Annotated in this window: 4 protein-coding genes; all 4 read left to right on the forward strand. The window is 69.4% G+C overall.

The genetic code is table 11. From position 1 onward, the window contains the following. Positions 1-106 precede the first annotated feature (106 nt). Entirely contained in the window at positions 107-4,714 is a 4,608-nt protein-coding gene (pglW, locus tag PWG71_RS19270) for a BREX system serine/threonine kinase PglW (RefSeq protein ID WP_274811269.1), read from the forward strand. Between the two features lie 76 nt (positions 4,715-4,790). Further along, complete coding sequence (gene pglX, locus PWG71_RS19275; RefSeq protein ID WP_274811270.1) at positions 4,791-8,393, forward strand: BREX-2 system adenine-specific DNA-methyltransferase PglX; 3,603 nt, start codon at positions 4,791-4,793, stop codon at positions 8,391-8,393. Positions 8,394-8,446: 53 nt separating this feature from the next. After that, a complete protein-coding gene (gene pglY, locus PWG71_RS19280; protein ID WP_274811271.1) occupies positions 8,447-12,361 on the forward strand; it encodes a BREX-2 system ATPase PglY in 3,915 nt (1,304 codons plus the stop codon). Continuing rightward, positions 12,358-15,222 (forward strand): BREX-2 system phosphatase PglZ, encoded by a 2,865-nt coding sequence (pglZ, locus tag PWG71_RS19285; RefSeq protein ID WP_274811273.1) that lies wholly within the window; start codon positions 12,358-12,360, stop codon positions 15,220-15,222. The genes pglY and pglZ overlap by 4 nt, the downstream gene beginning before the upstream one ends. The last annotated feature ends 15 nt before the right edge of the window (positions 15,223-15,237 follow it).

The raw sequence follows: 15,237 nt of genomic DNA on the forward strand, positions 1-15,237 counted from the left end.
CTCTTGGCATTTCTGGAACGACGTACTGCTCCGATAGCCTCCCCCTCTAGGATGTTTTACGGGCGTGACCCCTCGTGCGCCCCGAGGTGACGAGACGGAGCGGCGCATGCGTGAGGGCCGGTGGACGACCGTCACCGAGTCGGACTTCGACCACGAGCACCGCGGGCTGCAGACCATCCGCGAGCGGCTCCCCGACAGCGGTGTCTGGCACGCCTGGTCGAACTTCACCTTCACCGCCAACAGCGGCCATGTACGCGAGGTCGACCTGCTCGTGCTGTCCCCCAGCGGGCTGCACATGATCGAACTCAAGAACTGGCACGGCAGCGTCACCACCGAGTACGGCACCTGGGTCCAGACCAGGCCGAACGGGGGCAGGCAGCCCCACGGCAACCCGAGGCACCTGGTGGAGCAGAAGGCCAAGGAGCTGGCCGGACTCCTGAAGCAGAAGGGCGTCCAGGGCGTCTACGTCTCCGGATCGGTCTGCTTCACGGACTCCTCCCTGCGGCTGCGGCTGCCCACCAACGACCAGAACGGCGTCCACTTCGTCGACGGCCTGCTGGAGATGCTCCACCGCCCGCCCTACGACGTGAAGCGTCGGATCACCGGCCCCCGCTGCACCCAGATCACCAACGGGCTGAAGCAGGTGGGCATTCACCGCAGCGACGCCCAGTACAAGGTGGGCCCCTACCTGCTGGACCGCAAGCCCTTCGACACCGGCCCCACCTGGGTGGACCACATCGCCCGCCACACGGACCTGGACGAGCAGGTGCGCGTGCGCGTCTACCTCGTCGAGCGCGGCGCCAGCGCCGCGATGAAGAAGTCCGTGGAGAACGCGGCCCGCCGTGAGTCCGACGTCCTGAACCGCTTCCAGCACCCCGGGGTCGTCCGGTTCAAGCAGTACGACCCCTCCGGCCACCGCTCCGGCCCCGCCCTCATCTTCGAGCACGACCCCAGGACCCTCCGGCTGGACGAGTACCTCATCCGGTACGGCGACAGGCTCGACATCCTCACCCGGATGTCGCTGGTGCGCCAGCTCTCCGAGACCGTGCGCTCGGCGCACTCCCGCCGCATCCACCACCGCACGCTCTCCGCGCACGCGGTCCACGTGGCCCCGGGGCCGTCCCGGGGCGACGGCGACGAGTCCCGCTGGCTGGCCCCCCGCCTGCGGATCTCCGACTGGCAGGTCGCCGTGCGCCACAGCGGGCGCGAGGACACCCGGCGGTTCGCGCCGACCTCGCTGTCCCTGGGGCACGTCTCCGACCGGGCCGACGCCTACCTCGCACCCGAGCTGAGCGCCAGCCGCCCCGACCCCGTCCACCTCGACGTGTACGGCCTGGGAGTGCTGGCCTACCTGCTCGCCACCGGCCGGGCCCCCGCCGCGAGCCAGGCCGAACTGCTCGCCCGCCTGGAGGCGGGCGAGGGGCTGCGTCCCAGCGCCGTCGTGGACGGCCTGTCCCAGGACATCGACGAGCTGGTCCAGGCCGCCACCGCCTACCGCCCCGAGCAGCGGCTGGCCAGCGTCGACGAGTTCCTGGAGATGCTGGAGTACGTCGAGGACGCCCTGACCACTCCGGGCCCCTCCTCGCACGAGCCCGAGCAGGACCCGCTGGAGGCCTCCCCGGGCGACGTCCTGGGCGGGCGCTGGGAGGTCCAGCGTCAGTTGGGCACCGGCTCCACGAGTCGGGCCCTTCTGGTCCGCGACCTCACCGTGGACCCCCAGGTGAAGGGGGCCCGCCCCCTGGCCGTGCTCAAGGTGGCCCTGTCCGACAGTCGCGGCCAGATCCTGGCCCGCGAAGCCGAGATCCTCGGCACGCTGCGTGCCCACCAGGGCATCATCCGCCTGGTCGAGCCCGAACCGCTGACCCTGGGCGGGCGCACCGTCCTGGCGCTGGAGTACGTGGGCGACGAGCGCCCGGACGAGGACCGCACCTCCTCCCGGGGCGCTCCGCGCCGCCGGGAGGAGACCGTGGCCCGCCAGCTCCGCGAGAGCGGGCGGATGAAGGTCGACCAGCTGTACGCCTACGGTGACTACCTGTTCGGCGCGGTGGACTCCCTGGAGAGCGAGGGCATCTGGCACCGCGACATCAAGCCGGACAACATCGCCATCCGGGTGCGCACCAACCGCACGCGGGAACTGGTACTCATCGACTTCTCCCTGGCCGGATACCCGGCCAAGGCCGTCGAGGCGGGTACCGACGGCTACCTCGACCCGTTCATCGGCGGACTCAAGCGCTCGGTCTACGACAACCACGCCGAGCGCTACGCCATCGCGGTCACTCTGCACGAGATGGCCTCGGGTGAGCTGCCCCGCTGGGGCGACGGCAGCGTCGTTCCCGCACAGACCGACCCCGAGGAGTGGCCCCAGCCGCAGATCGCCGCCGAGGCCTTCGACCCCGCGGTCCGCGAGGGGCTGGAGAAGTTCTTCCGCAAGGCGCTCCACCGCGACGCCGCGCAGCGCTTCGGCGACCTCAAACCCATGCGGGACCGGTGGCGCAAGATCTTCCTGGACGCGCAGAACAGGCCGTCCTCGGGGCACCCGACCACCGCCCACCCCGCGCTGACGGGAACGGCCTCGACCGGCGATGCCGCCCGGACCCTCGACGGAGCCCCCGCGTCGGTGGTCCCCGACGCCGAACCCCTGACGGCCGAGCAACAGCGGGACGAATTGGCGCGGGCGGCCACCCGAGAGACCCACCTGTCGGCCGCCGGTTTGAGCCCGATGGCGGAGTCCTCCCTGTACGACCTGGGCGTCACCACGGTCGGTGAACTCCTTGACCACAGCCAGCGCAAATTCCTCAACGCACCCGGAATGGGGGCCAAGACCCGCGGTGAGATCCAGCGCCGCCAGCGCGAGTGGGGCGAACGGCTGCGGCCGACCGCCGACTCGCCGCTCACCCCGGAGGGCCGCGAAAAGGCCGCGGAGGAGCTGGATCGCAGCGACCTGGAGATGGCGCTAGCCGACAGCCTCGTGGAGCACGACGGCTCCGCGCCGCTGCCCGGCGACGCCCTGCGCTCGGTCAGCCTGGACGCCCTGGCCACTCTGTTCGTGCCCAAGCGCAACAACAACGGGTCCAACGGGAACACGGTGGAGACGGTCCGCCTGCTGCTGCGGCTCCCCGACGAACAGGGCGTGCTGCCCGGTATCGCCGTCTGGCCGCGGCAGAAGGACGTCGCCGAGATCGTCGGGCTCAACCCGGCCAGCGTCTCCCTGTCCCTCAAGGAACAGCGCAAGCGCTGGAAGGGGCTGCCGGCCTTCCAGACGCTGCGCGAAGAGGTCATCGACCTGCTCCGGGAGCGGGGCCGGACCGCCTCCGTCGCCGAGGTCGCCGACGCGCTGATCGTCCGCCGCGGCACCCGGCTGCGGGGACGCGAGCGCCGCAGGGCACTTGCTCTGGCCGCGGTGCGCGCCGTGGTCGAGGTGGAGCAGCTCGTCCCGGAGGAGGCGGCCTTCCTCCACCAGGCCAACCGCAGGGCCGCGGACGCGGACATGAGCGCCGGTCTGCTGGCCCTGGAGGTGGGGGAGGACGAGGCCCCCGACACCCCGTCCGCCCCGGGCCTGCTCGACTACGCCGTGCGCCTGGGCCGGGTCGCCGACCGGCTGGGCCAGCAGGACACCCTGCCCACCACGGCCACCGTGCTCGCGGAACTGGGCGCGGTGGATCCGCCCCCCGGCAGGGTGGAGTGGAACGAGCGCCGCCTGGTGGAGATGGCCGCCGCCGCCTCGACCAACGCGGCGGTGACCCCGCGCTTGGAGATCTACCCGCGCGACCTGTCTCTGGTGCGGGCCCTGCGCCTGTCCCAGGCCGGTCTGGTGCGAGAGATCCACGGTCTACCGTGGGCGAACCAGCCCGGCCTGCCCCCCGGAGAGATCCACGAGCGGGTGCGGGCCCGGTTCCCGGAGCTGGTGGACGCCCGCGGGCGTCGGGAACTGCCTGTGGGGGGTCCGCTCACCAAGGCTTTGAAGGACGCCGGTTTCGACCTGGTGCTGGCCACGCGCGAGAACACCGGAACACTGCGCTACCTCCCGCCGAGGGAGTCGGCGGAGTCCAGCTACATGAGCATGGGCGGTCGGCGCCGCAACACGCGCGTCGGAGCGTTCACCCGCTACGCCGACGACCCGCAGATCGCGGACGCCGCAGCGGCGGAGGAACACCTGGCCGCCTCCGCCCGCAGGGATGGGTTCCGGGTGCTGACCGTGCGCACCGGGCTGAGCCCGCTCGCGGTGGCGGAGCTGTCCGAGACCGGTGGCCGGTTCGCGGCCGAGCAGGTCTCCGTCACGGCGCTGTTCCTGGAGGCCCTGCACGCGCTGGTGGACCCCAAACCCAAGCCGAGCTGGGAGACGGTCCTCAAGGCGGACGCCGCACCGGCGGGCTCCAACGCGGCGCGCAGGTTCGCCGAGTACGCGACCACGGCGTGGAGCCGGGTCGAACCGAGACTGCGCGAGCTGCTGGCATCGGGGACGGGTACGAGCCTGCCGCCGGTGCTGATGACCGAAACCGGGGTCTTCGCCCGCTACGACGCGATGGACGTCCTGCACCGGCTCGCCGAGGTGTCCCGGCAGGGCGCACGCGGGCTGTGGATGCTCTGCCCGCAGGACGACCCCGCGCGCGAACCCCGTCTGGGCGGGGTCGCCGTGCCCTACCAGGCGGCACTGGGCGAGTGGGTCCGGCTGTCCGACGCATGGGTGAACAACCTGCACCGCTCCGGCGGATGACGATGGACGACGACTTCGGCCCCGGGGAGCAGTCGAACCCGGGGCCTGTAGAAGCACACGATGGGGGAGGGACCGCGTGGTCGACCACAAGGCGTTGCTGAACGATCTGAAGCGCCAGGTCAAGGAAGCCGAGACCGATCTCGCCGCGCAGGTCGGGGCGCTGCCCGAGGTGAAGGACCGGCTGGACGATGAGTACCGGCGGGCGTTCCGGCTCAACCGCACGGCGGCCACCTGGAACTCCTGGCTGGACGAGCGAGTCACCCAGGCCGCGGCGGCATGGGTGCTGGCCACGGTGTTCGTGCGGTTCGCCGAGGACAACCGCCTGATCCCTGAGCCGTACCTGGCCGCGCCCGACATCGAGCGCCGCGACCTGGCCGAGGCCCGGTACGGGGCGTACGTGGAGACCGATGACGACCCGACGTACCGGGGGTGGCTGGAGCGGGCCTTTGCGGAGCTGGGTGCGGGGCAGGTCGGCGGGCTGCTGTTCCATCCGGACCACAACCCGCTGTACCAAATTCCGCTGTCCCACGACGGCGCGCGCGCCCTGGTGGAGTTCTGGCGCGAGCGGGACGCGGAGGGCGTGCTCGTCCACGACTTCACGGACCCGTTGAACGAGGACGGGACGAAGGGGTGGGACACCCGCTTCCTGGGTGACTTGTACCAGGACCTGTCGGAGAACGCTCGCAAGACGTATGCCCTGCTCCAGACCCCGGAGTTCGTGGAGGAGTTCATCCTCGACCGGACAATGAACCCGGCGGTGCGGGAGTTCGGGTACCGGGAACTGAAGATGATCGACCCGACGTGCGGGTCCGGTCACTTCGTGCTGGGAGCCTTCCGGCGGCTGGTGAGGCTGTGGGCCGAGGGGCAGCCGGGCATGGACGCGCACGAGCGGGTGCGGGCGGCGCTGGACTCGGTGCACGGGGTGGACATCAACCCGTTCGCGGTGGCGATCGCTCGGTTTCGGCTGCTGGTGGCGGCAATGGCAGCGGCGAACATCCGAACGTTCGCTGAGGCGGGTAGGTACGACTGGCCAATTCATTTGGCTGTAGGTGACTCACTCATCAAGGCCCGCCAACTTGAACTCGATTTTGAGACCGAGGGGCCTGGCGACTCATTAACTTCGTTCGCGTACGCTACGGAGGATATCCACGAGCACAAGGAAATCCTGAAGCCGGGACGATACCACGTGGTAGTGGGAAATCCGCCGTACATTACGGTGAAAGATAAAAATCTAAATTCTCTATATCGAGAAATTTATGAATCTTGCTCAAGGGAATACGCCCTGTCGGTTCCTTTTGCTGAACGCTTTTTTGAGCTGGCGAGGCGAGGTGATTCCAGTGGCCTCAGGTGCGGGATCGTTGGTCAGATCACTTCGAATTCTTTTATGAGGCGCGAGTTTGGTGCCAAGCTGATTGAGAGTTTCTTTAAACAAGAAATAGAGCTGACTGAAGTAATTGATACTTCAGGCGCTCATATTCCAGGACATGGAACGCCAACAGTTATTCTGATTGGCGTGCCAAGAAAAGGTAGGGAGCGCTCAGAGAAGATTAGGACTGTCCGTGGTATCCAGGGGGAGCCGACTGCTCCGGAGAGGCCAGAAAAAGGTCGCGTCTGGTCGGAAATAGTAGAGCATATCGATGACCCTGGCTTTAGTGGCCAATGGGTATCTGTCGAAGATCTCGACCGGGCGCGGTACTTCAGCAGGCATCCGTGGATTCTCAACGACGGTGGAGTTGAGATGATCGAGATGGTCGAGTCTAGAGCTTGTGAGCAGTTAAAAAATCGTCTGTCTCTCGGGATTGGAGCCGCTGCGATATCTGGAGAAGACAGTGCTTACTTTCTTCCTTTGGGCGTGAAAGCTTCCGGGGAGAGCGTTGAAAATCTCGTTGCCATGGTAACTGGCGAAGATGTTCGTGATCATGTGATTACGCCAAAAAATGAGACGATTTGGCCTTATGGAAGTGACCTGAGTCTAAATGGTGAAGCAGATATTCCAGGGATTCTGCGATACCTGTGGCCGAATAGGGTGCTGCTTCAAAACCGTAAACGGTTCGGAAGGTCGGTGTCTCTCATTGCGGGGTTCTCCTGGTATGAGTATAGGGAATTCTATGAAGCTAAACTTCGCTTTCCGCTTTCGATTGCCTTTGCGGAGGTCGCGACGCATAATCACTTTGTTTTGGATCGAGGGGGGAGGGTGTTTAAGCAGACTGCTCCGATAATTAAATTGCGCGAAGACTCTAGTGTGGAAGAGTATTTGGGAATAATTGGAGTTCTCGATAGTTCTACTGCTGCGCTTTGGTTGAAGATGAATTGCCATAATAAGGGTGGGAGTGGGCTTGGTCGAGGTTTTCAGGATGAGGAGTGGGAGAATCGATACCAGTTCAATGGTAGTAATATTGAACGTTTTCCTCTTCCTTCTGCATGCCCTACTGGGCTCGCCATCGCACTTGACTCCTTTGCGCAGAGGCTCTCTGTCACCTCGCCTTCTGCCCTGACCGCTGAGAGTTTTCCCACCGCCGCCGCTTTGCGTAAAGCACGAATCCAATGGGAATCTCTTCGCAGGCAGATGATCTTCCTCCAGGAAGAACTCGACTGGCAGGTCTACTCCCTCTACAACCTCCACAACGAAGACCTGCGCACTCCCGCCTCCGTAGACATTACTGAGATCTCCCTCGGCGAGCGCGCCTTCGAGATCGTGCTCGCCCGCAAGCTTGAGGCCGGTGAAGTCTCTACAGCGTGGTTCACCCGTCACGGCTCCACCCCCATCACCGAGATCCCCTCCCACTGGCCCGAGGAGTACCGCCAGGTCGTCCAGAAGCGCATCGACGCCATGACCTCCTCCCGGGCCATCGGTATGGTCGAGCGACCCGAGTACAAGCGCCGCTGGGCCACCGAGGGCTGGGACTCCCTCCAGGACAAGGCACTGCGCTCCTGGTTGCTGGACCGGATGGAGGCCCGCGAGCTCTGGTTCGACGACAACGACCTGCCCTCCCTCAGCACCCTGTCCCAGCTCGCCGACACGCTCTCCCGCGACGAGGACTTCTCCTCCGTCGCCCGCATCTACGCCCCTCGCCAGGAACTGGCCGACCTCGTCGCCGACCTCATCACCGACGAGCACGTCCCCTTCATCCCCGCCCTGCGCTACAAGCCCTCCGGCCTGAAGAAGCGCGAGGACTGGGAGCGGACCTGGGCGCAGCAGCGCGAGGAGGACGCCGCACCCGACGAGCCTGCCAAGCGCAGGATCCGGGACAAGATCAAGGTCCCGCCCAAGTACACCTCCGCCGACTTCCTGCGTCCTACCTACTGGAGGGCGCGGGGCAAGCTCGACGTGCCCAAGGAGCGGTTCATCTCCTACGGCTCGGCCAATGTCGCCACCCCCCACCTGTACGGCTGGGCGGGCTGGGACCACCGCGAGCAGGCCCACGCCCTGACCGCGTACATCGCCACACAGCCCCTGTCGGACGAGGAGATCGCGCCCTTCCTGGCCGGGCTGCTGGAGCTCCAGCCCTGGCTGGACCAGTGGCACGGTGAGTTCGAGCCGATGTTCAGCGGTTCCCCCGCCGGATACTTCGCCGCCTACCGGCAGCAGAAACAGGGCGAGCACGGACTGACCGACGACGACCTGAGGGCATGGCGACCGGCCGCGGCCACCCGCGGCCGTCGAACGACGAAGAAGTAGCCGCGGCGGGCACGGCGGGTCCGGCGGAAGCGAAGGAGAGGTAGTACACCCCCATGGCACATCAGCAGCCCCTGCTCCGGGATGTCATCGACATCAAGGAGTCCATCTCCACCTCGGACTTCGTCCTGAGCCTGGCCGAGGCCGTCACCTCCGAGGGCACTGAGGCCGCGCTCCGCGACTACGTGGTCACCGACAAGCTCCTGGACAACTTCGACGAGGCCCTGAGCCTGGTCCGTGCCGCACTGGACGGGCGGACGTCGAAGGCCGCCTACCTGCACGGCTCCTTCGGTTCCGGTAAGTCGCACTTCATGGCGGTGCTGCACGCGCTGCTCACCAACCACCCCGCGGTCCGCTCCCGGGGCGACTTCGACCCGGTGCTGGGCAAGCACGAGTGGCTCGCCACCGACGGGCGCAGGTTCCTGCTGGTGCCCTACCACATGCTCGGCGCTAAGGCGCTGGAGCAGCGGGTCCTGGGCGGCTACGTCGAGCACGTCCGCAAGCTCCACCCCGACGCCCCGACCCCGCAGGTGTACCGGACCGACGCCCTGTTTGACACCATCCGCTCCATGCGCAGGAGGATGGGGGACGCCGCGGTCATCGAGGGGCTGAGCGCCACCGCCTCGGACGGAGCCGACGCCGTGGCTGACGACGATGACGACTGGGACACGTTCGCCTGGACGCCCGAGCTGCTCGATACCGCCCTGAACACCCCGGAGGCGGCCGAGGGCGTCGAGCTGAACCTGGTGGACCCGAGCACTCCCGCCGAGCTGCGGGCCAAGCTCGTCAACGACGCCGGAACGAACCTGCTCACCGGGTTCGCCAGCGGTGCGGCCGAGGACGAGCACGGGTTCATCTCCCTGGACGCCGGGCTGTCCGTCATCGCCGAGCACGCCCGCTCGCTCGGCTACGACGGGCTCGTCCTGTTCCTGGACGAGCTGATCCTGTGGCTGGCCACCCTCATCCACGACCAGCGGTTCGTGGCCCGCGAGGCCAGCAAGATCACCAACTTCGTGGAGGGCGGGGACGCCCGGCGCGCCATCCCGATCGTCTCCTTCATCGCCCGCCAGCGCGACCTGCGCGAACTGGTCGGCGAGGAGGTGTCCGGGGCCGCCGAGTCCTCCATCCAGGACACGCTCAACCTGGCCTCGGGCCGATTCGACAAGATCACCCTGGAGGACCGCAACCTCCCGCAGATCGCGCACGCGCGCCTGCTCAGGCCCAAGGAGGGCAAGGCCCCGCTCGTCGATGAGGCCTTCGCCCGCACCAAGCGGTCCGGCGGTCCCCAGGTGTGGGACGCCCTGCTCGGGTCGGACCACGGAGCCACGGGCGCCGACGAGGAGTCGTTCCGGCTCACCTACCCCTTCTCACCTGCGTTCATGGACACGCTGGTGCACATCTCCTCCGCGCTCCAGCGGTCCCGCACCGGCCTCAAGCTCATGGGACAGCTCCTCGCCGACCACCGCGACGACCTGCGCCTGGGCGACCTGGTGCCGGTCGGCGACCTGTACCCGGTGATCGCCCAGGGCGGCGACAAGCCGTTCGTGGACAGCCTCAAGGTGGTCTTCGAGGCCGCCGACAAGCTGTACCGCAACAAGTTGCGCCCCTACCTGCTCAACACCTACAACCTCTCCGAGGACGAGGTCGACCAGTACCTGCACCACCGCGACCGGATCCAGCATCCGGGCCTGAAGGGACGCTGCGCGGCGTTCGTCGGTGAGAACCGCCTGGTGTGCACCCTGCTGCTGTCGGCGCTGGCACCGAGCACCCCCGCGCTCAGCGACCTGACGATCCGCCAGCTGGGCGCCCTCAACCACGGCTCGGTCCAGGCACCCATCCCGGGCACCGAGGTCGACATCATCAGGAACAAGGTCGCCGAGTGGGCGGCCCGGTTCCCCGAGATCAAGGAGACCGGTACCCCGGCCGCACCCGGTGTCCGGCTGGAGCTCACCGGGATCGACGTCGACTCGGTGGTGCAGAACGCCGCGGTCAACGACAACGCGGGCAACCGCGCCGCCCTGGCCAAGCGGCTGCTGGCCGAGGAACTGGGGGTGGAGCGGGCCGACGGGCGCCTGGGCGCCGACGACCTGCACCTGGTCTGGCGGGGCTCCCAGCGGACCGCCGAGGTGGTCTTCGGCAACCTCGCCGACGAGGACGAGTTGCCCGACCACGACCTCCAGCCGCAACTGGAGGACCAGTGGCGGATCATCATCGACCTCCCCTTCGACGAGAACGACCGTACTCCGCGGGACGACGCGAACCGCATGACGACCCTGCGCCAGCGCCAAGGCGAGGGCCACCGGACTCGGACGGTGGCGTGGATCCCCGACCACCTGTCCACGCAGCGGTGGGCGGACTTCCGCCGGCTCGTCATCATCGACCGGGCCCTGGCCGATGAGGGCCGGTTCGCCAACCAGTACGCGGCGCACCTGAACGCCGACAACAAGGACCGGGCCAAGGGTCTGCTCCAGTCCCAGCGCGAAGCCCTGCTCAAGCAGGTCAAGGCCGCGTTCAAGCAGGCGTACGGGCTGGCGGAGAAGAAGCCGGGCGACGTGGTGACCGGTTTCGACGACCACTTCCACGCCCTGCCCGACATCAGCGGGCTGAAGGTCTCCATCGGCCAGTCCATGCGCGAGGGCGTCCGTCACGTGGTGGGCAAGCTCCTGGTCCACCAGTTCCCCGAGCACCCCGACCTCGACCCGGAGGGCACCGGCACCGCGGTCAGAACCGGCGACGCCAGGACCGTGTTCACGCACGTGCGCGCCGCAGCCGAGAAGACCGACCGACGCACCGAGGTCCCGGCCAAGGACCGCGCCGTCATGCGGCGCGTCGCCCAGCCGCTCGGCCTCGGACAGCAGAAGGAGGCCTACTTCGAGCTGTCCACCCGGTGGGCCGACCACTTCCATGCGCAGGCCCGCGCCGAGGGCGTCACCGGGGACCTGAGCCTGACCCACCTGACCGACTGGACCGACAGGCCCGGGCGACGCGGACTCGAACCGTTCCTGGCCGCACTGGTCGCGGCCTCGTTCGCCGAGATGACCGACCGGGTGTGGGTGCGCAACGGCGTTCCCCTGGACCCCGTCCCCGAGCTGACCAGGTTCAAGCCGGGCGACGCGCTGCGCGAGCAGCCCAGCCCCGCCCAGGAGGACTGGGACCGCGCACGAGGCCGCTTCGAGGTGATCTTCGGAGAGAAGGCGCCCACGCTGCGCCGGGGCCGGATGGTCAACCACTTCGCCCGGCAGATCACCCAGGCCGCCGGTGCCCACCGCGAGGACGCCGCGGACCTGGTCCGCAAGCTGGAGGAGCACTCGGTGTTCCTCAAGCTGGACGAGACCGGTGAGACCGGCCGCCTGGCCCTGGCCCGCCGCTCGCACGAACTGCTCAAGGAACTGGCGGAGGCCGGACAGGGGACGGCGGGCACGACCGGGGCCAAGCGCACCATCGAGGCGCTGGCCCGGTTCGATCTGGGGCCGGCCAACCCCGAACGGTACGGGACCTCGATCAAGCAGGCGCACCGGGTGGCCGGGGCGCTGACGGCCGCCTCCTGGGACACCCTGGAACTCGCCGAGGGCCAGGGCACCGAGGGCCACTCGCTGCTGGAGTCGTTGCGCGGGGTGGCACGGGCGGACCAGTTCACCGCCGACCTCGTGGAGGCGCTGGAGCGCACCCGCCGCGAAGTGACCGCTCTGATCAGGCGGAACCAGAAGCGCGACGACCACGGTGACCGTACCGTCCCCGCTCCCAAGCCGGACGACGTCTCCCTGGACACCCCCTCCCGTGACCCGCGGGTCGCCGCCGAACCCGCGGAGGAGACCGGTACCGGCACGGGTACGGGCACGGTGCGCCGCTCGGGTGTCGCGCACACCACGGCACGGGAGGCCGCTCGCCGACTGGAAGCGGAGCTGTCCGCCCTGCGCAGGACCCACCCCGATGCCACCGTCGAGATCACCTGGCGGGTGGTGGAGCAGTGAGCGCCACGACGACGGCCGTGCCGCGGCTGACCCTCGCGGCCCTGACCCAGCACCTGTCCGCCCAGAAATCCCTGGAGGACTCCCTCACCGGCACCGGACGGCGGCGTGCGGTCCTACTGCGGTCCGCTCCGGAGTGGACCGGCCCGGCCGAACACGGCTGGGACGGGGGCAGGTGCGCCCGTGTCGCGGCGGCGCCCTCACCGCTGGCCGTGCACGAACTGGTCATCGACCACTTCGCCCGCACCGACGGAGCCCGGCTCCTGGTCGTCCTCACCGACCGGGAACAGGACGAACTCGACCCGGCCGTCCTCGCCCGCGTGCACAAGCAGCGCGTGGAGGACGTGGACGGCTGGGACGTGGTGCGGGAGGCGTTCGGTGCCGAGGCGGTCGACCCCCGGCTCAAGGACGAGGGGTGGGCCTCGGAGTCCCTGCTCGACGCCCTGCCGCCGGGAGGCTGGCCCCGCCTTCCCGGCGGAACCCTGGCCCGCCGCCACGCCCTGACCGAGCTGGCCCTGCGCCGCCTGCGCCTGGGCCGCTACGGCGAGGAAGGCGACCGGGACGCCGAGGGGCCCGGAGGGCTCGACACCCACGCGCTGCTGCGCTGGACGACCGTTCCCGGCAACACCGAACTCCTCCTCGCGCTGCGCGGCCCCGAGAGGTCCGGGCTGGAAGCCTTCCTCGGGGAGCCCGAACAGGCCGGACCGGCGGGCCGGGTCCTGGTCGCCTTGGCGGAGGCGGAACACGGTCAGGACGCGCTCGCCTACGGCCTGGTGTGCTCGGCGCTGTGGAACGACGGCTACGAGCCCGACGCCGCCGCCTACCGGGCCCGGGGGCGCGCAGAGCGGTGGCTGGGCGAGGAACCCCCCGCCCAGGGGGAGGCCCTGGACCTGCTGCTCACCGTGTTCGGCCGCTCCTGCGCCGACTACGTGTCCACCCTGCTCACGGTCGGACGCCAGGGCGGGGATGGGGCGCGTGAGGCGCTGCGGATCACCGGTCCGGCCCTGGACCGGGCCTCCCGCCTGGCCGACCAGTTCGGCGCGGGCACCGCCGCCGCGCACAGCCCCCTCCTCCGGGAGGGGCTGGACACGCGCTTCGCCACCGTCGGACGCGCGCTGGCCGACGGCCTGCCCGAGGAGGCCGCCTCCGCCGTGGCGCGACTGGAGGCGCACGAACTCGCCGGGGACGCCGACCCACGGGTGCGCGTCGAGCGCGTCCGTATGGGGCTCCGCCTGGTCCGGTGGCTGGCCACCGACCCCGTCGCCGAGACCGACACCGTGGCCTCGGGGGTGGACCGGCAGGTCTGCGACACCGGATGGGTCGACCGGGCGCTCGACCACATCGAGGCGGGCGGGGACCCCGGCCCAGAGCTGAGAGCCGCCTACGCCCGCCTCGGCGCGCGGGTCCGGGAGCGGCTCCATGAGATCGACCGCTCCTTCGCGCGGACCCTCGCCACGTGGACGGCGGCGGGCACCGACCCCGGGTCGATGCTCACCGTGGAGACCTTCCTGGAGCGCGTCGTGCGCCCCGTGGTCGCGGACAAGGCCGGGTACCGGGTCCTGCTGCTGGTCCTGGACGGGATGAGTGCGGCGATCGCCGCGGAGCTGGCCGAGGAACTGCGACTGCGCTGGGCCGAGTACGACCCCCTCCCCGGTACCGCCGACTCCCCACCCCGGCGGCGCGGGATGGCCGCCGCACTGCCCACCCTGACCGCGGTCTCCCGGACCTCGCTGTTCGCCGGTCGGCTCATGAAGGGCTCCCAGACCGACGAGCGCAGGCTCTTCCCGCAGCACCGGTTCTGGCGCGGCGCCCCAGCCGCCGTCTTCCACAAGGACGCGCTGCGGATCGAGCAGACGGGGGACCCCTTCGACACCGGGCTGACCGAGGCCCTGACCGACGGGCGCACCCACGTCGCCGTCGTCCTGAACACCATCGACGACCGCCTCGCCAAGGAGCAGAAGCTCGGAGACGGTGCGTGGGGGCTCAAGGACGTGGGCAAACTCCCCGAACTGCTGACCGTGGCCGCCGAACAGGGGATGGCGGTCATCCTCACCAGCGACCACGGGCACGTCGTCGACCGGCACGGGAACGCCGTCGCGGCCGACGCCGTCGGCTCCGCCCGCCACCGCGAACCCGGAGGCCTCCTCCAGGACAACGAGATCGACCTGTCCGGGCCCCGGGTGGTGTGGCCCGAACCGGGAGCGGAGATCGTCGCCCTGTGGGACGCCGACTCCCGCTACACCGCCCAGAAGGCGGGGTATCACGGTGGTGCCTCCCCGGCCGAGTTCACCATCCCGGTCTTGGCGTTCCTGCCCTTCGGAGCCGAGCCGCCCAAGGGCTGGCGCGAACTCGGCGACCAGCAGCCGCGGTGGTGGGACACCGACGGTGCCCCCGAGACCCGCCGCTCTTCCGCACCGGACAAGCCCGTCCCGGTCCGGCGGAACCGGCCCACGAAGCAGCAGACCGAGATCGAGCAGACCCACGACGCGCTGTTCGACGTCGCCCGGACGCCCGAACAGACCGCGCCCGTACCTGCGGCGGAGACCGGCGGGCAGGCCCTGGCCCGGCGCCTGTGCGAGTCCGGCCTCTTCCAGGCCCAGACGGAGCTGCTCGCCCGCAAGCCCAACAGGGCGGCCCTGGACCGGATCGAGCAGGCCGTCGGGATGCTTCTGGAAGCCGGAACCCTGCCCACCACGGCGCTGGCCCAGCGGGTGGGCCACCCCCAGGGGCGCGCCGACGGGTTCGCCGCCGTGCTGCGCCAGCTCCTCAACTACGACGGGGTGCAGGTGCTGGAAACCTTGTCCGACGGGCGGACCCTGCGGCTGAACACCGCCCTGCTCCGCGAGCAGTTCGAGCTGGAGTAGGCCCCATGGGAGAGT

The organism is Nocardiopsis sp. N85, assembly GCF_028882275.1.
GTDB lineage: Bacteria > Actinomycetota > Actinomycetes > Streptosporangiales > Streptosporangiaceae > Nocardiopsis > Nocardiopsis lambiniae.

Coding starts and splice junctions, on each gene's coding strand:
- pglW (WP_274811269.1), top strand. CDS start 107: ATGCGTGAGGGCCGGTGGACGACCGTCACCGAGTCGGACTTCGACCAC.
- pglY (WP_274811271.1), top strand. CDS start 8,447: ATGGCACATCAGCAGCCCCTGCTCCGGGATGTCATCGACATCAAGGAG.